The organism is Exobacillus caeni (genome assembly GCF_005747095.1).
Lineage (GTDB): Bacteria > Bacillota > Bacilli > Bacillales > Guptibacillaceae > Exobacillus > Exobacillus caeni.
In genome coordinates this window covers 46,104-70,501 of record NZ_SWLG01000013.1, presented here as the reverse complement: position 1 = coordinate 70,501, position 24,398 = coordinate 46,104, and the positions used below count along the sequence as shown (strand labels likewise).

The following is a 24,398-nucleotide window of genomic DNA, read 5'->3' as shown; positions in this document are numbered from 1 at the left end:
GGGATGACACTAAAACAAAGTGCCATCCCCTTTTATCGTTTCTTCATTTGGAAGGTTTCACTTCATGCATTCCCTCTTTTGCCAGCGCATAGTACATTCCATGCTTTAAAGTAGAAAAATAGGATACATCTTCAAGCATAAAGTTAGAATTTGTAATCTGTAAACTAAGTTCCGCTGAAATGCCGACCAGAATCGTTTGAGTACCTAAAAGTTTTACCGCCTGGATCATTTTTTGCAGCATTGTTATGGTATACTCATCTGTTTCTGATATACCAGTCAAATCCACCACTAAAAAGTCAGCACGGTATTTTGGCAAGGAAGTCATTGTTTTATCCACCAATTCCTGTGCCCGATTTTCATCATAGCGACCTATCAAAGGTATGATGACTATGTGGTCGGTAATTGGAATGATAGGCGAAGATATTTCCTTGACAAGTGCTTGCAAATCATTAGTACGGTCTTCTACCATTTGTTCCAGCTTCACAATTTGCTTCCGCTCTTCACTTTGTATAAGTTCCTGTATATTTTGGGTTGGGGTGATTTCTGATGGTGCTACCTCAATAACAATTTGGCCATCTTTATCCTCCCCGCCAGGAGAGACTTCATACCACATGTTCTCATCCAATAGCCCTGTAAAGACACCTGCCCAATGGCCAGGAAGGAATGTCCCCGGCTTCTCTTTTCCTCTTGCCCTGCTTACTTTATCTTCCCATCCGTTAAGTATTGTCACAGTAGCTTTACGTTCATCAGGGCAAAATTCAATCGTAGTTCTCCCCCATCCCGCTGAAGCATAGATGTTAGGCAGGGCCGCCAGCATTTGATCGATATCATCCATGGTTTTTTTAAAAAACCCACTAACAATCAATCCTGTTCGATAGCCTGCTGTTTCAAAAACAAGATCTGCCGGCCCTTCTCCTGCAACTTCTTCAATCGTATCCAAAAAAGTTTTAAACGCTGAATCGATCCAGAATAACATGACATCTGCGCCTTCAAATTGGAACGAACCGTCGTTTAGATCCCATTTAAATTCCGAACCATTCACACTCGTTTCTGCTTGCTTTCCATTCGTATTTTCGACCACTTGCCTTTCCCCCCATTATCAAATTTTTTCATACCAGATACTATGTAACAAAACTTAAGTTCCTTCTATATATGATTCACATTTTTTAAAAACGCCTTCACTTCTTCTAAACCTGGCATTCCGCTTTGTGCTCCTAACCTGGTCACGGAAATCGCGGCAACGGCATTAGCAAACCTGCACGCTTCTTTAAGAGGTTTTCCTTCACTTATCGCAACGGCCAGCGCCCCGTTAAATGCATCTCCAGCACCTGTTGTGTCGATAACTTCTGTTGTAAATCCTTCGATCAGAACCTGTTTCCCTTTTTCAAAAATGCTTGCACCCTGTTTTCCTCTTGTGATAACAATCTTTGTCGTAAGGGACTCCTTTTCTGTGTCCATCTCATCCAACAACACAATGCTTTCATGCTCGTTTGGAGTTATATAATCGATCTTTTCATACAACTTTTTTTGCAGCTTTTGAACCGGAGCAGGATTTAAAATCACTTTAACCCCGTGGTTATTAGCAATCTCTATCGCTCTTTCCACTGCTCTTAAGGGAATCTCAAGCTGAAGGAGTATGATATCGCTTTCAGCGATAACCTTTTCATGCCTTTCTACAAGTTCAGGAGTAACATGAAGGTTAGCTCCGGGCACAACAATAATGCTGTTATCTTTGTTTGCAATCGTAATCGCGGCAATACCGGTCTCCGTTTCAGGAACCACTTTTATGTAATCGGTATTTATCCTTTTGTCCTGTAAATTTTTCAATAGTTGATGGCCGAATGCATCGTCACCGACACAACCGACAAACGTAACATCTGCATTTAAATTGGCAGCAGCCACTGCCTGGTTTGCGCCTTTCCCCCCGGCTTTAGTTGTAAAGGATGTTCCAGAAACGGTTTCCCCTAACTCAGGAATTCTTTCCGTACTGGTAACAAGGTCCATATTTATGCTGCCAATAACAGTTATGCGCCTCTTTTCCACAGAATCCCTCCACCCTTTCTGTTTAGTATAAATGATAATTGGCCATTAAAAAACTAACCAGCCGGGCTGGTTAGTTTTTTTTAGGGGTTTACCAAAAGAATTTTTAGGGGGGATTCTTTGGGTATTATGGGTGTACCCCCTACAGGACATGCATAAACCTTAAAATGAAATTTTATAGAAACTTTTTTTCTTTCTACTTATTCCGGCTCTTTAAAGATCAGGACTTCTCTTTTGCCATTCCATTCTATTGTAAATTTTGCTTCACCAAAGTTTCGGTCTACCAAACAGCCCTGACACTTACCTGCGATCAGAAAACGGCTTCCTTCTAGTGAACGCCCTTCCCCTTTTGATTCCCCTCCATAAGGCAAAGCTCCTTCATAGCTTACTGCCTCGATATCTGAAAACTCTTTTCCTTTATAATCGAACATTATTTCGTACTGCTTACTCTCAGGCCCGATTGCCCCTGTATAAAACGCATCCCAATTTTTGCTTTTGGCAGTCAATTTTACAGCTTCAGGTTCTGCTACTCCTGTTTGTTCGACAGATTCTTTCTGCTCGCTTTTTAAAGCGATCGCTGGATTGATTTGCTCTGTATTCAGTATGAATACATACAGAAATGCCGCTATTACAATCCCCGTCCATGTCACATAGTTAACAATCTTGTTTTTTCTCCTCACTCCTTAATACACTCCCGATTTTTATAGTTAGGCTCTTTTCACATATTTAGTTGCTTTATATGTTTCTTATTTGAGAGGAACTGCGACGTAATAAAAAGGCTTGTCGCTTCGGAATTACACTACGCTTTCCGCTGGCTCGCGCTGAGCCTCCTCGCTCACAAAGTACGCTCACTGTGGGGTCTCAACGTCTTCGCTGTCCCGCAGGAGTCTACGTGTATTTCCTTCACTGGGAATCGAGCTTTGTAGTCTTCATTCAGGATTAACTATCAAAGACATCAGTTGAATGCAGTGGAGGGCAGTCGACTCTTCGAAAATGCATTCACTTTTCTTCGTGCGATTTAACGCTACCGAAGCCTTCCTTGTCCTGCGGGAAAAGCAACAGCTGAAAATTCCCCAGGAAGCGTTTTTTGCTGAGGAAGCTGAAGTGTTACTCGCGGAAAGCGAACTGCCCGCAGTGGAAATCAATGCTGCAATTACGTCGCAGTTTATCGCTCGTGTGCAAAAACAATGTTCCGTTAGAAAACAGCCTGGATTCAAAGGTATAACTGAATATTCTGATAAATAATACCATAGAATTCTCTTACAGACCTTTTCCCTATTTTTTATAAAAACATTCCTCTTTTCAAAAAAATAAACACTATTACCCTCAAAACTATTATACTGGTACCATATACCATACCTACTTTTCCCATCATTCGTTATACTTAGGTTAAAAGCTATAAAAGCAAAGGTGAATGCCCGTGTTTAAAAAATTAATTTCAGCTCTTAAAAGACATCCCGCATTAAGTTACATGGTGATCAGTTTAGTGTGGGTTACTTTAACCGACTATTATTTAGAACTTTATTTTTCAGAAAACCGAACCATCGATACCTTAAAAGGCTGGTTTTTCGTTGCTGTGACCACATGGTTAATCTATATTATCCTTAAGAAGGACAAGCAGGAAAAAGTCGCTAAAAGCGAAGAGATAAAGCTGAACACGCTTATTAATTCGATGCCCGATTTTGTTTGTTTTAAGGACGGAAACGGCAGATGGATCAAAGTAAATGAATACGGTAAACAACTGTACCAGCTTGAAGGAGTCGACTATGTTAATAAATCGGACCGAGAATTAGCAGAGATTTCCCCATTTTTCAAGGATGCTTTTCTTCATTGCGTTGATTCTGATGAAGAGGCATGGGTCAACCGGAAACTAACAAGATGTGAAGAATCTTTCCTCATTCCTTCTGGTGAGATGAAAACCTTTGATGTTATAAAAGTTCCACTGTTTTTTAGTAACGGTGAAAGGAACGGACTTGTTACGATCGGTAGAGATGTAACACAGTTAAAGCAAACGGAAGCTATTCTAAGAAACAGGGAAAAGCTATCCGTAGCAGGAGAACTTGCTGCAGGAATAGCTCATGAAATTAGAAATCCTCTAACATCTGTACGAGGTTTTTTGCAATTCATGAAGGAGATGGATAAACCTTCTCCAGACCATTTTGATATCATGTCAATTGAATTAGACCGTATAAATGAGATTGTCAGCGAATTGCTTGTCCTATCAAAACCGCAGTCCAAATCTTTTAAGTTTGTTGAGATCAATACTCACCTTCAAAAGGTAATCAATCTTTTGAACCATGAAGCTTTGATTACAAAAGCTAAAATCGATACACACTTCGAAGGAAAAAAGTTAATTATTTTCGGGGATGAAGACTCGCTTAAGCAAGCTTTTATCAACATTATTAAAAATGCAATCGAAGCAATGCCTTCTGGCGGAGAGATAAACGTCCAAACCGAAATCAAGAATAATGAGGTGAGCATCACGATCAAGGATAATGGCATAGGGATCCCAAAAGAACGTCTGGCCAGAATCGGTGAACCTTTTTATACCCTGAAAGAAAAAGGTATGGGACTGGGAATGACTATTACCAACAAGATCATCGAAGAACATAAAGGATCTCTGAAAATCGAAAGCGAGGTAAACGTTGGAACTACTGTAACCGTCTCATTACCGGTTAGTGAGGAGAAAGAGAAAGCTATTTAATAAAGAAAATCCTTTGCTAAAAAGGTACGTTTTCCTATACGGAAAAAAGAATCAGCCAGGCTGATTCTTTTTTTCATGACAGGAAAATCGCTCCGTACCCAAGGGAGCCTATAATTACAAAGGCGGGATGGATCTTCCATTTTTCCATTAAAAGAAAACTGATCACAATTAGAAACAATGTTTGGACCATCCCGATATCGAAGTAAGATGTTTTAAAGAATTGATATGCCATTATCCCAAGAAGTATCGCAATCGTCGGTCTGATAAGCATCGTCATATTCTTGACCCTCGGCGAGTTTTTAAATTTATAAAGTATTCCTAATAAAGCAATCATCAATATTAATGAGGGAGCAACTGTAGCAAAAATTCCTACTACTGCGCCAAGAACTCCACCCTGCTGGAATCCAATATAGCCGGCCATCTTAGTGGCGATCGGACCTGGCAGTGTATTTCCAAGAGCAAGCACTTCACTAAACTCATTTACCGTAAGCCATCCGTAGCGGTTGACCACTTCATTTTGAACCAGCGGAATTGATGCTGGTCCTCCTCCGTATCCTACAATCCCGGGGATAAAAAAAGCGAGAAAAATATTCCAGTACAAAATCATGAAATATTCCCCCTTTCAACAACCGATTGGTTTGACTGTTTCTTTGCTGGTTTTAAAAGCGCGTAAAGAAGAAGGACTCCGATTAAGATACCTGGATGAATATTAAGGAAAACAAGCAAGATCAGACTGGCTGCAACAAGAATTCCTGTAATTTTCCATCCGAGCCCTTTTTGCGCTCTTGTTATGAACTGCCATGTTAATACTCCGAGCATTACGCCAACTACAGGAACAACTGCTTTTGTCATACCAGCGACCCATGGTTGATCTTTAAAAGATGACAATGAAGTAAGCAACAGGATCATCAGAAGAATAGTCGGCACGATGGTAGCAAGCACAGCGTTTACCATACCTACTATTCCGGCGACCTTATATCCGATATATCCCGCCATCTTTGTTGCGATTGGACCTGGCAGCGTGTTGGCAAGTGCGAGCAAATCCGTAAAATCTTCTTCATTCATCCACTGATATTTGTCGACTACTTCTTTATGAACAAGTGGAATCGATGAGGGACCTCCGCCATACCCGAGCATTCCAACTCGAAAAAAAGCTAAAAATAAATGAAAATGTGTCAAAAAATAAAACCCCTTGTCTGTTGAAATTCAAAAGAAAGACGCCAAAACATTTCCATTCAGGTTGGCGTCTCGTTTTCTCATTCCTTTACCATACCGCAATGGCTCCATCAGTCCTGGATTCTGTCCCTCCACTAAGCACTCCTGTATCGGGATTTCTCCAGATGATCTGCCCTCTTCCAAACGCTCCAGAATCCAGAGCGACTTGTATTTCATGGCCTTTTCTTGAAAGCTCCTGGGCGATATGATTAGGAAAATTGCTTTCTACCAGTACTTTTTTATCCTTCAACCATTGCCATCTCGGCGCATCCAGTGCCGTTTGAGGATTCAAGTGGAAATCTACTGTATTCATCACTACCTGCAAATGCCCCTGGGGCTGCATAAATCCTCCCATTACTCCAAACGGGCCAACAGGCTGGCCATCTTTTGTCAGAAATCCAGGTATAATGGTATGGTATGTACGTTTACCTGGTTCTAAACGATTGTCATGTTCAGTGTTTAACGAGAAGTTATGCCCGCGGTTTTGCAGCGCGATCCCTGTTCCGGGCACCACCAAACCAGAGCCAAAGCCCATATAGTTGCTTTGGATAAATGAAACCATGTTCCCTTCACCATCAGCCGTTGCGAGGTATACCGTGCCGCCTTTAGGCGGTGTTCCCGGCTCAGGTGTTATTGCTTCTTCGCCGATTAAAGCTCTTCTTTTTTCTGCATATTGTTCGGAAAGAAGATCCTTCACTTTAACAGACATCGCTTTCTCTTCCGTTATATACTTTTGGCCATCTGTAAAGGCAAGCTTCATAGCTTCAATCTGTTTATGATAAGTATCTATTGATTCTTTTTCATCAATATCCATGCCATTTAGAACGTTTAATGCCATCAGTGCGACTAGGCCCTGCCCGTTCGGCGGAATCTCCCAGACATCGTATCCGCGATATTTCACGTTAATAGGATCGACCCATTCAGGCTGAAAGTTTTCAAGGTCTTCTTTCGAGATAAAACCGTTATATTCTTTTGAAAAAGAAGATATCTTGTTTGCTAATTCGCCTCTGTAAAAAGACTCAGCATTTGTTTCTGCAATTTCCTTTAATGTGCTGGCATGCCCCGGTGATTTCCATACTTCCCCGATTTCTGGAGGGTTCCCGCCTGGAGCAAAGGTTTCAAACCAGTGGGTGAATTCTTCCTCTGTTAATATTCCTTTAAATTTCTTATATGCCAGCTTCCAGAACTTCCCGAGTATCGGTGAAACAGGATAACCGTTTTCCGCATAGTCGATCGCAGGCTTCAGCACTTCTGTTAAAGGCAATTTTCCAAATTCCTTTGAAAGTTCCGCCCAGGCTCCCGGTGCACCAGGTACAGTAACCGGCACCCAGCCATGGGCTGGAATTTCTTCATATCCTCTTTCTTTTACCGCTTCGATCGAAATGCTTTGAGGAGAAGGACCGCTAGCGTTTAGACCGTGAAGCTTTCCATTTGTCCAGACGAGTGCAAAAGCATCCCCTCCGATCCCGTTGGAGGTGGGTTCAACAACTGTTAACGCTGCTGCGGTTGCGATAGCAGCATCGATCGCGTTACCGCCCTGCTTTAAAATATCCAGTCCGGCCTGAGCAGCTAACGGCTGTGAAGTTGCTACCATGCCATTTTTGCCAAACGTCGTCATTCGCTGGGAGGTATAAGGGTGTTTTAAATAATCCATCTGTTGCTCCTTTCAATCTTTTGTTTCTTTATGGTTAGATTTCATGACAGGCAACAAAATGGATTTCTTCCATTTCCCGCCATGCCGGCTTCTCTTCCTTACAACGGCTTTCCGCTAAAGATTCCGCCAAATAAATCAATACTACTCTTGACCGATATACCAATCCCATTGTAAATCATCAACCCTTTTTAAGTTACTATTTGTAACCGAATTAATGTTTCTGACTTACAAATGATATCTAATATTCAAATTAGATTAGATTATATAGTAATTATTCAGATAAATCCACCTTTTCTCACTAAAAAAAGTGCTACAATGGGAATTCCTTCTTTTTGTAAAATTAAATAAACCGAAAGCGACGTTATGCTTACGGTTTGGTAATCAAATCTACAATTTCAATCCACTTCGGCTTTTAAACCTTCGCAACAGTATGTGGCTATCAACTCTTGTAATCCCTTCAAGTGAATATAACTCATTATTAATAAATTTTTCCAGGCTGGTAAAATCCTCCACCAGAACATGCATGTGCAGGGTACTCGGCCCTGTCATCTGGTAACAGCTTGCAACATTCGGATTGTTCGTTAACTTTTCTGCGACTTCAACGAGATATAAAGGTTCACATTCCACATTAAAAAAAGCTGATACCGTTTTCCCAACCTTTTCAGAATTTATGACAGCACTAAATTTTTCTATGATGCCGTTCTCACACAATTGGTTCACTCGATCTCTTACAGAAACTCTAGATAGGTTCAATTCTTTCCCAATATCAACATAGGACATTCTTCCGTTATCCGACAATAATTCTAAAATTTTTCTATCGATGTCATCCAGTTTCATTTCATCAGCTCTTTTCCATAGATGATTGGTAATAGTTTAGCTGAAAGAAGTTTTTGAATCAACTGAATTTTCAAGTGCACTTTGTTGCTAAAGAAGCTTCACAGTAGAGATGAACTGCAACATAACGGAAGGATGACCGCTGCGGAAATACACTACGCTTTCCGCGGGCTCGCGCTGAGCCTCCTCACTCGCACAAAACGCTCCTTGCGGGGTCTCAACGTCTTCGCTGTCCCGCAGGAGTCTACGTATATTTCCTCCGCTGAGTTGCGCTTTGACGTTCCACATCTTTGAAAGACGTCAATTGATAGAAACGAAGAGCAGTCGACTCCTCGAAAATGTTTTCACATTTCCTTCTTGCGATGTAACGCTGCCGAACCCTTCCTTGTCCTGCGGGAAAAGCAACAGCTGAAGATCCCACAGTGTTGAAAAGTGGAGGCGAACGCCAAGAGACGTATGGATTGGACTGAACCGCATGGAGATAAGAAACAACGACGAACGAAAGAGAGTCGATGTTGCCTTATCGCAAGGAGGTGAGGGAAATCCACTAGTCTCTTTGAGCCGGAACTAGACAGGCGGTTTTTGCTGACAAGGAAGCTGAAGCGTTGCCCGCGGAAAGCGAATTGCCCGGAGTGAAAATCAATGCTGCAATTGCATCGCAATTTATCGCTCTTGTGCAAAAACAACAATCTTTTAGAAAAGAGCCATTTTTAAAGAAACATGGGTTGGAATAGTGCATTGTCCCCAAAATGATTTCAGGCATTTCATTTTTTAGGCAATAAAAAAACTCGCCGATTGTGACGAGCCCATACAATAAAAAAGAAGGATCACCGAGTTCCTTCCAATTATCGTTCATTAAGTTTATTATCGTTTTCTTCTGTCTCACTTTTCTCAGGAAGCGGGTCCACGGTATGTTTCACACTGTATCCTTTTGAAACAGCTATTCCAAACATAAGGGCAATAATAAAGGTCATGGCAATCGTAATGAGAATCACTGTTAAAACCATCGAATCTCTCCTAAAGGTTTATCTGAAATTCATCATACACTAAGTATACGTTAACCAAAAGACTTATGAATGAATTGCATTAGTTACAAATTGCAACCCTTTCTTTTTCATTAAAAATTCAAGGGCTTTTCTAAAGTTAGCATGTGCGGTTAAGTCCAGATCAATTCCAGAAAGCACCATGCTTTGCACTGCCTTTGGCTTAAAGCCAGCATAGATCGCTTCCACACCCATAAGTTGCAAAGCGTTTGCCACCTGATGGATCTCATTAGCAAGTTTTTCATATCCTATACTACTGATATCTTCATTGTTAATTCCAGTAAAGTCGATAATCGCAGCATCCACTTCGGGGTTGTTCTTAACAAAGGACAACAGTTTTTGCCGAATGTTCTCAAACCTTTCTACCGTTAACTGACCGGTTAACGGAACCAGAATCGTATTGGGAATAATAGAAGGAATGATCGGTGAGGAGATTTCTTCAAATGCCACTTCATATTCCTTTAACTTAAGCTCAAGTTCATTAATATAATTGGATCGGTCCTTTTCCATAGCTTACATCCTCCTTCTTTCGTCCTATCTACAATCTAGTTACTAATTTTAATATAAAAACATAAATTTCACAAATTAAGATGATACTAAGAATTCTCAAAACAACTGCGAACCATCTTCCCCATGTTAAAAACATACCGTTTTGATTTCTTATCAATGCTGTTCACCAGTTTAAGAAATTTAAAACCAGTTATTTAAAACCAGGTATTTTAGTATAAGTAGGGTAAGGTTAGTTTGTATCAAAAGTCTTATACTATTCCGCAAAAAAGAGGCTGATTCGTGTCAGCCCCTTGCTCGTACAGATTTTTTCAGTTATTTATTAGTACCTTTAAATTCATATTCTGCAAGTTCTATTGCAATCTTATCTTCAATCTCCTTAAGATCATCATCTATAAAGTTATTCAGGATGATGGAGAAAATGAGCTCTTCATCGTCTTTCGTAGTGACATAACCCGTCAAAGAAGTTACACCAGTCAGGGAACCTGTCTTTGCCTTCACATTACCGGCTGCAAGAGTATCATTCATACGATAGCGCAGCGTCCCTCCAACAAAGCGTTCGCTTGCCCCTGCTACAGGAAGCGAGTTTAAATAAATGTTATACCATTCTTTTTCTTTAATAACATATAAAAGCTTCGATAGTTCATTTGCAGGGACCATGTTCACGTGGGATATCCCCGAACCGTCCCGTATACGAAGCGTTTTTGTATCGATTCCGTTATTTTTTAAAAAGCTTTCCACTACTTCAATGCCCTTGTCCCAGCTGCCCTCATCATGGACGACTTTTCCCATCTCTTTCACAAGGACTTCTGCATGTCCGTTGTTGCTTAGCTTCATAAAAGGTATTAACAACTCTGATAGAGGCATAGAGTCTTTCGAAACTAATTTCTCTGCATTTACTGGTGTTGCTATACTTACTTTTGCCCGATTATTTACCCTGATTCCCTCATCCTCTAAAGACTGCTGGAACAAATCGAGTGCATAGCCAGTCGGTTCCCATACAGCCACCCATGACCTGGACCTGGTGACATCCACCGGAATCGTTCCTTCGACTACAATCTTGTTGCCGCCGTGTTCCCGCTCGATCGATATGTCTTTTTCCCCATCTTTAGCAACTGTTTTCGTCCTGTTTATAATCTGAACATAATCCGTTTTTGGAGTTACTGTTATTTCAGCTGGTTCTCCTTCTTTATCGGAAGGATATGCCGCCACAATAACGGTTCCTGCATCGTAATCTTCATTCGGTGAAGCAGTTAACGCAGAAATAGACGCTCCATAATATTGTGTTTCGTCATTCCAGGTTAGATCTTCAGAAAATCGTTCATGATCATACCAGGAATCATCTGCAATCAAACTTCCTGTTACTACACTTACCCCTTTTTGCTTCAATTCCTTTGCAAGCTCATCATAGTCTTCTTTTAAAAGCGTCGGATCTCCCTTTCCTTTCAAATATAAATTCCCGTTCAAGACCTTCCCCTTTAGCTTACCATCGGTTAATAGTTCTGTTTTAAAAGTATAGTCTGGCCCTAGAGTCTCGAGGGCTGCTGCAGCAGTTAGAAGCTTCATGTTGGAAGCAGGTTTTAACCTTGTTTCGGCCAGGTGCTCGTAAATTAGCTCCCCTGTTTTTGCAGACCGGATACTAACTCCTGCAAGTGCCCCGTCAAGCCTCTCATCACTTAAAATCTTGTCGATCGACCTTGCAAGTTCTGCATGTTCACCAGAGGCGTCCACACTCTTTGTGTCAGGAGTTTGATAAGGAATAACCGCCACCATAAGACATACCATCAGTAAGACAAGCCATCGTTTCATGAACAACTGTTTCATTTCCAATATGTGCCTCCCTGTCCAACTATTAGCAAACAAGCTAATATTAACAGAAAATAATGAATATTATAATATTTTTATACGATTTTATGAAAAACATGACTATGGTAATGTAGTATGGTTTTCTAATCACTTCTCATACAAGACCATTAGACTGGTTCCCGGGTCCCTGTACCAATAGAAATTTTTAAAAAGAAGTATGTTTTGATGGAGATTGGCAAAAATATCTAGGTGTCATCCATTATCTAAAGAAAGGTAGATACTATGAACAGCATCAAGATCATCAAGATAAATGGAACGCTGGAAGAAAAAGAGACAGGAGAGCTCGTAGCCATAATAGATGTGATTAAGGGGTACTATAACACCGTCCGGGGAAGTGTCGATTTAAAGGACAGATATTTTCTCGTTAAAAATGGAAGCAATGAAGTCGAAGCGTTTAAGTGGAAAAATGATAAGCTTACACGAAGCATTATTGAAAACTCCTTGCTGGAACAACTAATGGAACTGAACCCCGGTGTCACCCATATGCACGCTTACAAAAGGTACCGAAAGCTCCCGGATCATGAATTAATCACCTGCCTTAACGAACAGGCCGAATATCGCATCAATGAAGAAGGGCTCCTGTAGCAAAGCCCTTCTCTAAGAGTTTTAAAGGTTTTCCCAGTCCTCAAGGGTTTTAATTATCAGGCTTTTTAAGTCATGAACCTTTACTTTTCCTCCATTATCATTATTCAACATTTCACAGAGCGCTATTAAATCCACAAGCTTTGCACGTTTCCTCCAGTTCTTATCCAGGTTTATACCGCCTTCTGCAAGCCCTGCCAGAAAAGCATTTTCAAAAACAACGAAATTCGAAAACCCCGTATATCTCAGCATGTTGCCAATATCCACCTCGATCGGACCAGAAAAAGCAAACTCCCAATCCAAAATCGCACTCGTGTTCAGTTGTCCGTTTTGATTATCAACTAAAATATTTAATCCGTTAAAGTCGCTATGCACAAGCGCAGAGGTTCGATCGAGATGATTTAACAGATGTGCATGCTTTTTTGCAAACTGGAGCACTTCTTTCGCTAAAGATTCACCGAGCCATCTCTTTGACTTTCCGTCACGAACGAAATGGTTTATCACTTCGATAAAAGTTTCTGGGTTAACCTCCATCGTTTCGGTAACTTTTAAGTCTGTGTGGTGTACTTCCAGGAATCCTGGTCTGGAAAAAGAACATGATCCCAGCTTTGAAAGCCAATAACCGATCGATTGTCCCGCTTCTTTAAGTTCCGTCGTTTCTCCTATCTGAAGAACCCTTTTAAGCTGGACGCCTTCTTTCCATTCCATCATCAAAAAAGGTGTGTCTGTCCGGGTGTTGTAATAGTAAACCTCAGGAACAGGAACTTCACCAGCCAACATGGTATGTATCGCCGCTTCCTTTTCACAGGTTTCTTTTCTGGTTAACCTTACAACAAAAGGGTCCTCGTATCCTTCCAGTAATACTTTATAATTCGAGTTACTCAGTCCTCCGCTCAACAAGGAAAACCGTTTTAATTTTGCTTTTGGGATATACTCCAGGATCATCAGTTCTAATTCAGTTTTAGATAACATAGTGGCAGGCTTTACTCTTTCCCAGTTCTCTTTCATGGAAACCTCCGATCGCTAGAATTTCTTCTTTAAAAACTCGCAAAACAGATCTGCTTCTCTTCCTGCATTTCCAGTTACTAGATAGGTTTTTGCTACGGGAAGCCGAATCAGATCTGTGTGTACTTCCATCATCCTGCCTTCCATCAACTCTCTTCTTACCGTTGAAACAGGCAAAAATGAAAATCCGATCCCTTCTTCAATAAACCTCTTAGTAATATGAACATGGGAAACGACCATCGTCCGTATCCCAGAATAAATGGAACGGATTTCAGTAAGAAGCTCATCCCAATAAACCGGATGATTGTACGTAAAGAGCGTTTCCTCCTTCAACAGTTGTTCCACATCGATCGGCGGACTCGTCTCCAGGTCTCCGCCATCGTGCGGTACGACAAGAATAACCCTGTCCTCATAAAGAACTTCTGACTTAACGTTCCCTCCGTACGGTTCCATCCTAGAAAGACCAACATCTGCCTGGCCATTGTGAACCATGTCTCCAATTTGATGGGAGTCACTCACCTGAACGACAACCTCAATCTGTGGGTGCAATTTCATGAACTGCTGAAGGGTATACGGCAGTATGGAGCTCGCGATGAGAGGGGACACTGCAAGCGTCAACTTCTGGCTGTATCCCTGCTGCCAGCTTGTCATTTGGTGAAGTCCATCGTTATAACTTTCTATGATCGCTTTCGCATGAGGCAGAAACCTTCTACCTGCCTGGGTTAAAACAATGTTTCGGCCTGTTTTTTCAAATAACTTTGTCCCCATCTCTTTTTCAAGCTGCTGGATATGAACCGAAACGGTAGGCTGGGATATGTATAGTTTTTCAGAAGTTTCTCGGTAGTTTTCATAGGTTGCCGCTGTTACGAAGGTATTCAGCCATTTAATATTCAATCGCTTCCCCTCCAAACAATCAATTAAATTCTTTAATCAATTATAGCTTAATTATTTATTAGTCATAATGATACTTCTGTTTTAAAATAAAAACAAGAAAACGTTATCAGGGAGTGAACGATATGAAAACAGCAGGCCTTGAAGGAGTCGTGGCTGCAATTTCGGAAATCAGTCTTGTCGATGGCAATAAGGGCCATCTTGTTTACCGGGGACACTGGGCAAAAGACCTTGCCATTTCTTACTCATTTGAAGAGGTTGCATACTTGCTCTGGTACGGCAGCTTGCCTAACAAAACAGAACTCCATGAATTTGGGGAAATACTGAAGGCAAATCGGAGACTGCCGGATTACATTAAAACGATCATTGATAACTTGCCGGAGAAAATGGAACTTATGAGTGTTCTTCGCACTGTTGTTTCAGCAATGGGAACCGAGGAATACCAGTGGCCTTCCACCACAGAACAGGCGTTATCGCTCACCGCAGTTTTGCCGACTGTTATTAGTTACAGGTATCGAAGGATCAATGGACTTTCACCTATAGAGCCTTCTGATAATCTTAACCATGTTGCAAACTTCCTCTACATGCTGAAGGAGGAACAGCCGTCTCAATCACATGTTAAAGCACTGAGCGCCTACCTGATCCTCACAATGGAACACGGAATGAACGCCTCTACCTTTACTGCAAGAGTAATCGCTTCCACACAATCCGATCTGGCTTCCGCAATTTCTGGAGCGATCGGAGCGATGAAGGGCCCTCTTCATGGCGGGGCACCTTCCGGGGTGATCGAACTGCTTGATGAGATCGGCAGCAAAGAAAACGCAGAAGATGTATTAAGGAGAAAGCTTAAAGGCGGCGAAAGGTTGATGGGATTTGGCCATCGTGTATACAAAACACAGGACCCGCGGGCAGAAGCATTGCGGACGATCACTGCGGAATTCTCCGAAGATGATCCTTGGTTTAGCCTGGCTAACGAAGTAGAAGACCTCGCCATCGAGCTTTTAAATGAATATAAACCGGGAAGAAAGCTTTATACGAATGTAGAATTTTACGCTGCTGCCATTCTAAAAGCGATCGATCTTCCAACAGAGCTGTTCACTTCAGCTTTTACCTCAAGTAGAATCATAGGCTGGATCGCCAACGTTTTGGAACAAAACGAGAACAACCGCATCATACGCCCTGCTTCCGAATACTCCGGACCGATGCCAGAATGACGAAAAGAAAAAAAGGCTCCTGATAACCAGGTAGCCTCTTTTATCATTCTTTATATTTTTTATGCACGCTGCCTGTCAAGGTGATCCTGCACCTCTTTAACGATATCATTTACAGAAAGCCCTCTCGCTTCAACAACAGGCATGCCGTTCAATGTGTTATCTGAAAGATCCTCTTTTCCTCGGGCAACACAGCAGTCAAAATCCATATTGATATCTTCTTCATTTCTAAACATTTCCACTTCATAACCTTTATTCTCAAGTTCCTGTTTTACATCTGTGAGCGGTTGTTCAACAGCAACTTTTAGTCCGGTCCCCTGTGTGTTAGATTCAGAGCCGGATGATTTACTTTTCAACTTTTCGCTCACTTTAGAGCCGGCTTCTGTCACTTTATCCTTCGCTTTATTGACCTTTTCTTTGGCGTCTTGCGTCTTCTCGCTAACCGTATTTTTCATGGAAGAAGATTTTTCTTTTACCGTACTGGCAACTTCTGTTGTTTTTTCTTTTGCCTGTTTAGATACATCAGCGATATCCTTGCGCATTTCTTTCCCGCTTTTTGGGGCAAACAGCAATCCAGCAGTTGCTCCGATAACAGTTCCTGTTACCAAACCTGTTGTCAGTCCCTTTGCAGCCTGCTTCTTGCCATAGTCCTTGCCACTCTGTTGCCTGTCAATATGCTGTTGCACTTCCGAAACGATCTCGTGTACAGAACGTCCCCTCGCTTCAACAATGGGAGTATTCTTCAAGTTTCTGTCATCTAACAGGTCCTCTTTTCCTCGGACAACACAGCAATCAACTTTTTTTAGTTTTTCTTCATTGCGAAACATTTTCGCCTTAAACCCTTTTTCTAACAGTTGTTGGTGAACATCAGTAAGCGGTTCTTCTACTGCCACTTTAGCCATTGACCATTCTCCTTTCACAATAGATAACTTCTAATAGCAATACCCGGTTCTGAAAACTCGTAAACTTTCGGTTAGTTCTTCATTTCCCCATTTTGCTAAGTTCTTCCTTTTCTCGGAACGAAAAGAATACCGGTCACAGCACCGATTCCTCCTCCGACGAGAAAGGCGACAGAGCCTATTTTCATTAGCTTTTTCCTTTCTTTCTGCTTTTCCTCGTTTTTTCCTTTTGTTGGATCATACTCTTTTAGATTATCCATTCCCGTCCTCCTTTCCAGCAAAAGTCAGACTAAAGGTAACCATAAAAATAGTACCCTGCTGAAGTTCGATTAAACAGTGTGCCGCATGGGAGAAGAATCGGTATACTTCCTTCATCTGGTGTTCACCTGGCAAACACATGGTTATGTATCGATTTTACTGTCGTGCGTGTAAATATCCATTCGTCTGTCGCGATATCAGGATTATAGTAATAGGTTGAACCACGGGAAGGATCCCATCCATTTAACGCATCGATCGTGGCACGATAAGCATAGTGATCTGGCGGCAGCCTATACTGTCCGTCATTTACTGCTGAAAAAGCATTCTCTTGATAGATTACATTTTTTATCGAATCAGGAAACTTGTCGGATTCTACCCTGTTCAAAATGACTGCAGCGACTGCCACTTGCCCTTCATATGTTTCCCCTCTTGCTTCGCCATGGACAATATGAGCTATTTCGTTTATGTTTTCAACCGCCCCTAACGTCATCGGGCCTGCAATCCCATCCACAACAAGGCCTCTTTCTTTCTGGAATTTTTCTATGGCCTGTTTTGTGACACGGTCATAATATCCGTTCACTGTTGTCTTAAAGAACCCCATTTTATGCAGTTGTGTTTGCAAAGTCGCCACGTCTTCTCCAGAACTGCCAGTCTTCAATAAAGAGGCCGCACTAACATTTGTTGCCGGAACCAACATAGACACAGACAAGAGCAGTGACAAAAAACATGCAATTACTTTTTTCACTATTACCTTCCTCCTTTACCTTTTTATTCCTCTTGTAGACTACCACCCTTAAAATCTGGTAAAACCTTATTTCCATCAATTGAGAAGTAGTATCTATCTTTTCAAATTTAAAAGGAATCCTTTCGTAGCAGGAAGAAGCTATTTTTTTCCATGAATCCCCCTCTTTATGCCTACCCTGGAAAACAAAATAAGCCAGACCAACTTCGGCCTGACCAACATGCTTACTTTATCTGTATCCCTTCCTATACCCTGGCCTCTTTTCGACTTTTGATCTCTGCCAAAATTTCTTCCAGGATCTCAGCAACCGGTTTATTTTCCCGGCTCGCTAAAGCCAGTTTACCTTTATAACTTATCTGTAAATCTGTCTTTGTATTTATCGATATTCTGGACCTGCACATTTTCCATTTTCCGAAGCAGTTGAACCGGATCATCGTCCACGATAATGCTCTGGATGTTTTGCCTTTTCATGAACCCTTCTTCGATCATATGCTCGAACAGATCAAGAAGGCCCTCATAATAGCCGTCGATATTATAGAGGCCGACCGGTTTATTATGGTAGCCAAGCTGATACCAGGTGATCACTTCTGCCAGTTCTTCAAGCGTCCCCACACCGCCTGGCATCGCGATAAATCCATCGGCGATCTCATACATTTTGGCTTTCCGTTCATGCATCGTATCAACGACGAACAGCTCCGTTAATTCCACGTGTTCAACATTCTCGTATATCTTTTTTGGGATAACCCCTGTCACATTTCCCCCGTCTTCAAGTACCGCCCGAGAAATTTCTCCCATCAATCCAACGTTCCCGCCACCATAGACAAGAGCGATATTTTGGGAAGCAAACTCATTACCAAGAAGCTTGACTTTCTCCATGTATATTTCACTCTTGCCAGGGCTTGACCCACAAAACACGCAAAGCTTCTTTAGTTGATTAGCCATGGATATCCCCCTCTATCAAAGTAAACATGCAGGATTTTTTAGAAAGTAATCATATTTCAAGTAGGAACAAATTGTCCTGTTTATTTGTTATAAAGTATGTCCCTGATTTTATTTTATTCACCTGTCTACTCGAATACTCCATCAATTCTCTCCCAATATACAAGATTCCTTCCAAAATAGGTTGGTTTTACAGCTTTATAACGAAAAGTATATATATGCAAAAAGAGGTTTATGGTGCAAAAATAAAAGGTATAATACAGTGGTTTCGTTTTTTGGCCTCTCAAAACACCCCTAGAATTAAACTTTAAAAAAGGAGGTTGAATGTTGATGCCTGAGTTAGCTCGGAATGGACTTTTAGAAAAAGACCAGCTTATCAACGAATTGATCAACTTTCAGCTTTACAAAATGCCTGATGGCAAACAGCTTTACGAAGCATCCATGGAAGAATTAAAACATGAATATAATAAAGTGAAGCAGAAAATTAAAAAATATACTTAAACAAAAACAAACCGCGGTGAATGCCGGTTTGTTTTTGTTTTTTATTGTTGGAGGAAATTTATTTTTTTACTCGAAATTACTATTCAGCATAAACAGAAGGGAACGATGCGTTTGATATTAAAGAAAAGAAAAATGCCAGTAAGGATTTTAATGAATGAAGTGCTGGAAAGAAGGCTGCCTGAGAATCACAATAAATATCAAGAGATACAAGAAGACTCAGCTAAAAGAAAGGCTGGTTTCAGGGGAGAGCAGAATTTGGATTACTTTTTAAGCCTTCTGCCGCAAAAAGATTATTGGATAATTAACGATGTTAGGCTTCGAATTTCCAATCGCTTTTTTCAGATCGATAGTCTTGTAGTTACGTCTAAAGTTATTGTCATTCTTGAAGTGAAAAATATTAACGGGACTCTGCTATTTGATAATGATTTTAACCAGTTTATTCGTACGCAACACGATAGAGAGGAACGATATCAGAACCCCCTCTTTCAAACCCAACGCCAAAAAATCCAACTATATCAATGGTTGGAAAAGCATCAGTTTCAACCTCTTCCTATTGAAGACCTCATCGTGATCAGTAATCCAACAGCTGTTTTAAAAGCAGATAAAGAAAATCCAGTTGTTTATAGGAAAGTTACCCATTTAGAAAATGTGATCGATAAAATTAAAGAAATTGAATCAAAACATCAACAGAAGCATCTTGATAAGAACGGCATCCAGCATTTGTGCAATCTTTTAATTTCTAATCATCAGCCTGCGGAAATAGATATTTTGTCCAGTTATGGTTTAACTTCAAAGGACTTGATGAACGGAGTGCAATGCCCGGAATGTTCAAGATTTTCCATGGTGCGAAAGCATAGGACCTGGTTTTGTCCCAACTGTAAGATCCATTCAAGAACAAGTCACAAGCAAGCAATTATGGATTATCTTCTTGTTCATCATTCGATAACTAATAGGGAATGTCGGGAGTTTTTGGGACTTCACTCCAATAAAAAAGACTTAGTAACAACTTTCCTAAAGAAGATGGAATTACCACAAACCGGAAACAAGAAAGACAGAATATATCATTACTCTTTCAGTTAACAATTAATGCATTTGATGAAAAATGCCTTTGAAACACGAATAAATCTCTCTGAATCTAGAATATTTTTTTCTGAAACTAGAATAAAATTCTCCGAAACAAGAATAAGCTTATTCGAATAAAGAATAACCTTCGATGAACCTAGAATAAGTATTTCTGAAACCAGCATAAGCTAACCTGAAACCAGAACAAACTTCCCCCAATAAAAAAACAAACCTTAAAATTCGAATCTATATACTAACCCCTCATCCAAAACCAAAAAACACCTTCCCAAGCTCTTCCAAACTCCGAACCGCACCCGCCCGCTTATTAAGCGAGATAAAATAGTTGATATCACTGTACCGGTGGAGCAGCGTATACGTCATTAGCTTCTTTCGGAAATTTTCATTAAGATCATTCTCCCCATAACCGTAGGCATGCAAAAAACGTCTGATCAGTTCTTCGTCCCCTTTATACATGAATAGGATCGGTCCGAGTAAGTCGTAGTCACCGTCTCCCACAAAACAGTCCGCGAAGTCGATAACGCCTGTCAGCTTCCAGGTTCCATCCACTTTATTCATCATCAGGTTAAACGGGGTGTATTCCCCTGTAAGTAACTTTAAATCCGGATGATAGTCGATCGTTTCCTCTTTAACATAGGAATCGAGCTCCTCATAAAGATAATCTTTTAGCTGTTGGTTTTGATGATGTTCCTTCATGTTGAGCAGCTGTTCTTGAATAAACCTGTCCCATTCCACCTTTAACCCCTTCAGATTCACGGCTGAAATCTGATGAAATTCTTTAATCGTTTTGCCCAGCCTTTCGCTCAATGACTGTTTTTCTTTAAAGGTCATTCCATCCCATATATCAATCAACAGGTCCCCTTTAAGCTGCGTCATGATGATATAATCCCAGCCTTCAAAATTTCCGGCAGCGATAAGCTCCGGAGTTTCGACCGAAGTTATCTGCCCTTTGATCGCTTCGAGGGCTTCTTTTTCTCTTTCAAACTGGTCTTTTTCAAATGACGGATACAGCTTGAAGACATAGCGTTCATCATAGCTGTAGACGATTGCAGCTCCGTATGAAAAACGCCGAACCGGTAGCAGCTTCATGTTTTCTTGCATAATTATTTCTTCTATCTTCCGGTCCCAGTACTCCTGTTGATGTTTCATAGACTCGTATTGTTCATATGATGAAATTTCGTTCAGTAGCATCGTTATTCCTCAATTCAATTTTATATCTTGCACGGTAATCCTCTTCCCTTTGATTATTCTACTTTTCAACCCGAATTTGCAAGCATTTTCCCAACAAAAAACGGTCAATAAGGGACCGTCTTTTTATCAAACGAACTATTCATTTTAGCTTTCTTTCCTGGAGCTGTTCGCTTCTGTTGTTTTCTTGTAAGAATTCTTTGAAAACGAAAGCGATTGTAACGCTGGATGATGATGAATGGGATATTTACGATGAGTGCATAAGCTACCATAATGAAACCAACCTCAAGTGTGTTCCAGATAAAAAATAATAGCGATGGCGGAATTAAGATCAGGTGGGTGAACTCAGCCCTGCGGGTTTCCTGAATAAACATTTGGAAGTATTCACCGCTTCTGCCCAGGAGCCTCTTTTTTCGGAAACCGCCCTTAAAAACCCCGCCACCGTCAGGAACAATCGTCTTCCATTTGTTTACTCCGAGCTTTTCGTAAATTCCTCCTGACTTTTCCCAATCCTTTTGCCTGTAGTACCAGTTATCTTCAGTAAAATAGCGATTGTTAAGATGCAAACAAAAATAAGAGAACGAAAGATGGATGATTGGCCATGCGAGAATATTGATGATTAACGTCCAACCGGTTGATAGAGTGACCATCTGTTTCATCCTCCCTTCCGTTTTTCTACTGAAATGCTTCGATCTTTCCATGAGACTGTCCTTTTAAAATACGTTTGAAAAATTGAAAAGATAAATACTGCGACAAAGAAAAACAGCATAACCGGAAACAATGCAGCAGCCCACAGGCTAAAATTCCCCGCTCTTCTTAGCATCCAGAAGAATTCCATTGCAAATAATAAATACAACGATGCAGTTATGAACAGTACCTTCAAAGATTCAAAGTTTTGCGGAAGCATCAAGCTTACCGAGACCCCGCCTGTAATCCAGATGATAATAAGGAAAAGCAAGAAGGGATTTGTTGCATCGGCACCTGAGGCAAAGCTTTTCTTCCAGCCGTTGATCAATTCCTTTACGCCTTCCGGATACATCCTCATCGACACGGTACCTTTTCCGCCAAAGCAATCTATTCCATAACCAAGCTTTAGAAACCTTTTTCCGAGCTCCATATTTTCAAGAAGCTCACCTCGTATCTCCTCATGACCGCCAACTTTAAAATAATCATCTTTTCGGCAGACCAGGCATTGCCCGAAAGCACCAGCAGGCTTAATTCTTTTCTGCAAAACATGAAAACCGCCTATTCCCATCATGGTGACCAGATTGAAAATTCCGGAGAGGTTTTCATAAGCAGCAGAAATGGTATGGTATGGATGGATCGCCATCACCCGATCTTGCCCAGGAAAGGAAGCGAGTATTTTCACTATTCCCTCTGCTTCCATTTCCGTATCGGCATCAAGGAACAGGAAGATGTCTCCAGTTGCTTGATTTGCACCGTTCCAGCATGCCCATGACTTTCCGAACCATCCTTCCGGGAGCGGTCCTGGACATATCACCTTTGCTCCGAACGACTTCGCAACGTTCCCGGTACGGTCTGTCGAATGGTCATCGACCACGATCACTTCATGAATGGCATCGTCTTGTTGTTCAATCGATGAAAGGAGACGTAATAGGTTTTCCTCTTCGTTCCTTGCCGGAATAATCAATGACAGTTTACGGTTTCTATCATTTGAAGCTGTTCTTCGCATCACCGGAAATGGTACTTTCCAGAGTAAAAGTGCACCTATTAAGAGAGAGAAGATGATCAATAGATATTCCATGCTTACACTCCCTTCTTATCTAAATTTCCACTTTATAAACTTCCTTAGCCCATCAACTGTTTGCTCTGTATACGGAAACCAGTTGAGCTCTTTTTCTCGCCTGCCATTTTTGATCATCGTTGCCTTTATATTGCAGAAGGCATAGAGCCCTTTTGCCCCATGATAGCGGCCGAAACCGCTCTCTTTTATTCCTCCAAAAGGAAGATGCATGTTGCTGATGTTACGGAGCACATCATTGATAAAGCAGTTACCCGTTTCCAGCTTTGCTGCTACATGTTCCGCTCTTTTACGGTCCGCCGAAAAGACGCTCGCATTCAACCCGTATGGCGATCCGTTCGCCATTCTTATCGCCTCTTCATCTGTTTGAAAAGGAACTATCGGCATTAATGGCCCAAAGGTCTCTTCTTTCATTACTGCCATGTCACCGGTCACATTGGTGAGAACTGTTGGCGGAAAGTATGGCTTTTCTTCATCATCCGGAATTCCGCCTGTATGGATGGACGCTCCCTTTTCGATCGCATCTTCCAATTGAACTTTTACGGAGTGCCATCCTCTTGACGTGCTCATTCCCTTAACGTCCCTGCCTGTTAATTCTTTTGTAAAGTGAACAACCTTTTCCACAAATGCTTCATAAATGTTCTCATGTACATATACTCTTTCGATTCCCACGCATACCTGCCCGCTGTTCATAAACGCTCCCCAGACAGCCGCCCTTGCCGCCCGCTCGAGATTTGCATCGGCCAGGACAATCATCGGATCTTTGCCGCTCAGTTCCACATTGCACGGTATCACTTGCTCTGCCGCCTGCTTTAACACCTTTTTCCCGACAGCCGAACTTCCGGTGAAAAAGATTTTATCCGGCCGAAGCTGTATCGCTTCCCGTGCTTCTTCTTTCTCTCCATAAACGACCTGGCATACACCCTCAGGAAGTCCCGCTTTTTTAAACAGACGCTCTATCTCCCTGTTAACCGGGTTGGCTTCTTCAGACCCTTTGATCAGAACGGCATTCCCTGCGAGCAGTGCACTGATGGCAGGAATAAGCGATAGCTGCATCGGAAAATTCCATGGACCAAATATAAGCACGACACCAAGTGGCTCATACGTTACTTTTGATTTTCCTCCAAAAAAGTGAAACGGAGTCCTCGCTTTCTGAGGCTTCAGGATCTTTGCCGCTCTTTTCTCATAAAATTGGAGCGCATCAAGTACCGGCAGCAAATCACCGCTTAACGCATCGCTTCTCGTTTTATTGAGGGAACTTTCGAGAAGGCCCACCCACTCATCAAGATCTTCGACAAGCTGTTTTCTTACTTTTTTTATATAGGAAACCCTTTCTTTACTAGAAAGCATCCGCCAGCTGGAAGAACTGTCCCGGGCGAGTTCCATCTTCTTTTTGATAGCTGAAAGATCGGTTCGAATCGAAACCATTTGTTTATCCTTTCCTGATTGGTTGTATAATTACTTTACAAGTGTTATA

The 24,398-nt window shown here is 41.4% G+C and carries 28 protein-coding genes; 7 read left to right on the top strand and 21 right to left on the bottom strand.

Translation table 11 applies throughout. From position 1 onward, the window contains the following. Positions 1-43: 43 nt before the first annotated feature. The 3 genes from FCL54_RS17115 to FCL54_RS17105 all read right to left on the bottom strand — a co-directional run bounded on the left by FCL54_RS17115 (position 44) and on the right by FCL54_RS17105 (position 2,720). Positions 44-1,081, bottom strand: a complete 1,038-nt coding sequence (locus tag FCL54_RS17115; protein ID WP_138128006.1) for an STAS domain-containing protein — start codon at positions 1,079-1,081, stop codon at positions 44-46. A 65-nt stretch (positions 1,082-1,146) separates the two neighbouring features. Next, on the bottom strand, positions 1,147-2,043 hold the full coding sequence (rbsK, locus tag FCL54_RS17110; protein ID WP_138128004.1) for a ribokinase: 897 nt from the start codon (positions 2,041-2,043) through the stop codon (positions 1,147-1,149). A gap of 197 nt (positions 2,044-2,240) precedes the next feature. Beyond that, a complete protein-coding gene (locus tag FCL54_RS17105) occupies positions 2,241-2,720 on the bottom strand; it encodes a hypothetical protein (protein ID WP_138128002.1) in 480 nt (159 codons plus the stop codon). Positions 2,721-3,003: 283 nt separating this feature from the next. Between FCL54_RS17105 and FCL54_RS17100 the strand changes: the two genes are divergently transcribed. Next, the gene (locus FCL54_RS17100; RefSeq protein WP_138128000.1) at positions 3,004-3,285 is read left to right on the top strand and encodes a hypothetical protein; all 282 of its coding nucleotides are present in this window, start codon (positions 3,004-3,006) and stop codon (positions 3,283-3,285) included. Between the two features lie 226 nt (positions 3,286-3,511). After that, complete coding sequence (locus tag FCL54_RS17095) at positions 3,512-4,744, top strand: ATP-binding protein (RefSeq protein WP_425467144.1); 1,233 nt, start codon at positions 3,512-3,514, stop codon at positions 4,742-4,744. 73 nt (positions 4,745-4,817) lie between these two features. Here the strand turns inward: FCL54_RS17095 and FCL54_RS17090 are convergent, their stop codons facing one another. From FCL54_RS17090 to FCL54_RS17075, 5 genes are all read right to left on the bottom strand, one after another. Continuing rightward, a complete protein-coding gene (locus tag FCL54_RS17090) occupies positions 4,818-5,348 on the bottom strand; it encodes a chromate transporter (protein WP_138128090.1) in 531 nt (176 codons plus the stop codon). After that, positions 5,348-5,923, bottom strand: a complete 576-nt coding sequence (locus FCL54_RS17085) for a chromate transporter (protein ID WP_138127996.1) — start codon at positions 5,921-5,923, stop codon at positions 5,348-5,350. The genes FCL54_RS17090 and FCL54_RS17085 overlap by 1 nt, the downstream gene beginning before the upstream one ends. Before the next feature lie 85 nt (positions 5,924-6,008). Beyond that, positions 6,009-7,613 (bottom strand): gamma-glutamyltransferase family protein, encoded by a 1,605-nt coding sequence (locus FCL54_RS17080; RefSeq protein WP_138127994.1) that lies wholly within the window; start codon positions 7,611-7,613, stop codon positions 6,009-6,011. A gap of 34 nt (positions 7,614-7,647) precedes the next feature. Beyond that, positions 7,648-7,782, bottom strand: coding sequence for a hypothetical protein (locus FCL54_RS24660; RefSeq protein ID WP_281281387.1), 135 nt, complete (start codon positions 7,780-7,782; stop codon positions 7,648-7,650). A 218-nt stretch (positions 7,783-8,000) separates the two neighbouring features. Beyond that, positions 8,001-8,450: an Lrp/AsnC family transcriptional regulator gene (locus FCL54_RS17075; RefSeq protein ID WP_138127992.1), complete on the bottom strand. Its 450-nt coding sequence runs from the start codon at positions 8,448-8,450 to the stop codon at positions 8,001-8,003. Positions 8,451-9,052: 602 nt separating this feature from the next. Between FCL54_RS17075 and FCL54_RS24655 the strand changes: the two genes are divergently transcribed. Continuing rightward, positions 9,053-9,181: a hypothetical protein gene (locus FCL54_RS24655; protein WP_281281386.1), complete on the top strand. Its 129-nt coding sequence runs from the start codon at positions 9,053-9,055 to the stop codon at positions 9,179-9,181. 111 nt (positions 9,182-9,292) lie between these two features. Here the strand turns inward: FCL54_RS24655 and ytzI are convergent, their stop codons facing one another. The 3 genes from ytzI to dacB form a co-directional block, all read right to left on the bottom strand. Continuing rightward, positions 9,293-9,454, bottom strand: a complete 162-nt coding sequence (gene ytzI, locus FCL54_RS17070) for a YtzI protein (protein WP_138127990.1) — start codon at positions 9,452-9,454, stop codon at positions 9,293-9,295. 63 nt (positions 9,455-9,517) lie between these two features. Then, entirely contained in the window at positions 9,518-10,000 is a 483-nt protein-coding gene (locus FCL54_RS17065) for an STAS domain-containing protein (RefSeq protein WP_138127988.1), read from the bottom strand. Positions 10,001-10,312: 312 nt separating this feature from the next. Next, positions 10,313-11,821 carry a D-alanyl-D-alanine carboxypeptidase/D-alanyl-D-alanine endopeptidase gene (gene dacB / locus FCL54_RS17060; protein ID WP_425467143.1) on the bottom strand — a complete coding sequence of 503 codons (1,509 nt, stop codon included), beginning with the start codon at positions 11,819-11,821 and terminating at the stop codon, positions 10,313-10,315. A gap of 264 nt (positions 11,822-12,085) precedes the next feature. Here dacB and FCL54_RS17055 point away from each other — a divergent pair, with 264 nt between their 5' ends. Beyond that, on the top strand, positions 12,086-12,448 hold the full coding sequence (locus FCL54_RS17055; protein ID WP_138127986.1) for a hypothetical protein: 363 nt from the start codon (positions 12,086-12,088) through the stop codon (positions 12,446-12,448). Positions 12,449-12,469: 21 nt separating this feature from the next. On the opposite strand, the gene FCL54_RS17050 is transcribed toward FCL54_RS17055, so the two are convergent. Both FCL54_RS17050 and FCL54_RS17045 read right to left on the bottom strand, forming a co-directional pair. Beyond that, positions 12,470-13,453, bottom strand: a complete 984-nt coding sequence (locus tag FCL54_RS17050) for a phosphotransferase family protein (RefSeq protein WP_138127984.1) — start codon at positions 13,451-13,453, stop codon at positions 12,470-12,472. Between the two features lie 15 nt (positions 13,454-13,468). Further along, complete coding sequence (locus FCL54_RS17045) at positions 13,469-14,344, bottom strand: LysR family transcriptional regulator (protein WP_138127982.1); 876 nt, start codon at positions 14,342-14,344, stop codon at positions 13,469-13,471. Positions 14,345-14,466: 122 nt separating this feature from the next. Between FCL54_RS17045 and FCL54_RS17040 the strand changes: the two genes are divergently transcribed. After that, positions 14,467-15,555 (top strand): citrate synthase/methylcitrate synthase, encoded by a 1,089-nt coding sequence (locus tag FCL54_RS17040; RefSeq protein WP_138127980.1) that lies wholly within the window; start codon positions 14,467-14,469, stop codon positions 15,553-15,555. 59 nt (positions 15,556-15,614) lie between these two features. Here FCL54_RS17040 and FCL54_RS17035 read toward each other — a convergent pair whose 3' ends face one another. The 4 genes from FCL54_RS17035 to FCL54_RS17025 all read right to left on the bottom strand — a co-directional run bounded on the left by FCL54_RS17035 (position 15,615) and on the right by FCL54_RS17025 (position 18,393). Further along, complete coding sequence (locus FCL54_RS17035) at positions 15,615-16,454, bottom strand: YkuS family protein (protein WP_138127978.1); 840 nt, start codon at positions 16,452-16,454, stop codon at positions 15,615-15,617. Between the two features lie 95 nt (positions 16,455-16,549). Next, a complete protein-coding gene (locus FCL54_RS24095; RefSeq protein ID WP_171016895.1) occupies positions 16,550-16,711 on the bottom strand; it encodes a YtxH domain-containing protein in 162 nt (53 codons plus the stop codon). A gap of 122 nt (positions 16,712-16,833) precedes the next feature. Next, positions 16,834-17,454, bottom strand: coding sequence for a cell wall hydrolase (locus FCL54_RS17030; RefSeq protein WP_246055321.1), 621 nt, complete (start codon positions 17,452-17,454; stop codon positions 16,834-16,836). A gap of 342 nt (positions 17,455-17,796) precedes the next feature. Beyond that, entirely contained in the window at positions 17,797-18,393 is a 597-nt protein-coding gene (locus FCL54_RS17025) for an LOG family protein (protein WP_138127976.1), read from the bottom strand. 327 nt (positions 18,394-18,720) lie between these two features. Here FCL54_RS17025 and FCL54_RS17020 point away from each other — a divergent pair, with 327 nt between their 5' ends. Both FCL54_RS17020 and FCL54_RS17015 read left to right on the top strand, forming a co-directional pair. Beyond that, a complete protein-coding gene (locus FCL54_RS17020; protein ID WP_138127974.1) occupies positions 18,721-18,891 on the top strand; it encodes a Fur-regulated basic protein FbpA in 171 nt (56 codons plus the stop codon). A 105-nt stretch (positions 18,892-18,996) separates the two neighbouring features. Next, complete coding sequence (locus FCL54_RS17015; RefSeq protein WP_138127972.1) at positions 18,997-19,971, top strand: nuclease-related domain-containing protein; 975 nt, start codon at positions 18,997-18,999, stop codon at positions 19,969-19,971. Between the two features lie 243 nt (positions 19,972-20,214). Here FCL54_RS17015 and FCL54_RS17010 read toward each other — a convergent pair whose 3' ends face one another. The 4 genes from FCL54_RS17010 to FCL54_RS16995 all read right to left on the bottom strand — a co-directional run bounded on the left by FCL54_RS17010 (position 20,215) and on the right by FCL54_RS16995 (position 24,349). Beyond that, on the bottom strand, positions 20,215-21,162 hold the full coding sequence (locus FCL54_RS17010; RefSeq protein WP_138127970.1) for an aminoglycoside phosphotransferase family protein: 948 nt from the start codon (positions 21,160-21,162) through the stop codon (positions 20,215-20,217). Positions 21,163-21,266: 104 nt separating this feature from the next. Further along, positions 21,267-21,809, bottom strand: coding sequence for a glycosyl-4,4'-diaponeurosporenoate acyltransferase CrtO family protein (locus tag FCL54_RS17005; RefSeq protein WP_171016894.1), 543 nt, complete (start codon positions 21,807-21,809; stop codon positions 21,267-21,269). 5 nt (positions 21,810-21,814) lie between these two features. Further along, a complete protein-coding gene (locus FCL54_RS17000) occupies positions 21,815-22,924 on the bottom strand; it encodes a glycosyltransferase family 2 protein (protein ID WP_138127966.1) in 1,110 nt (369 codons plus the stop codon). Positions 22,925-22,939: 15 nt separating this feature from the next. Further along, the gene (locus tag FCL54_RS16995) at positions 22,940-24,349 is read right to left on the bottom strand and encodes an aldehyde dehydrogenase family protein (RefSeq protein WP_138127964.1); all 1,410 of its coding nucleotides are present in this window, start codon (positions 24,347-24,349) and stop codon (positions 22,940-22,942) included. Between the last annotated feature and the right edge of the window lie 49 nt (positions 24,350-24,398).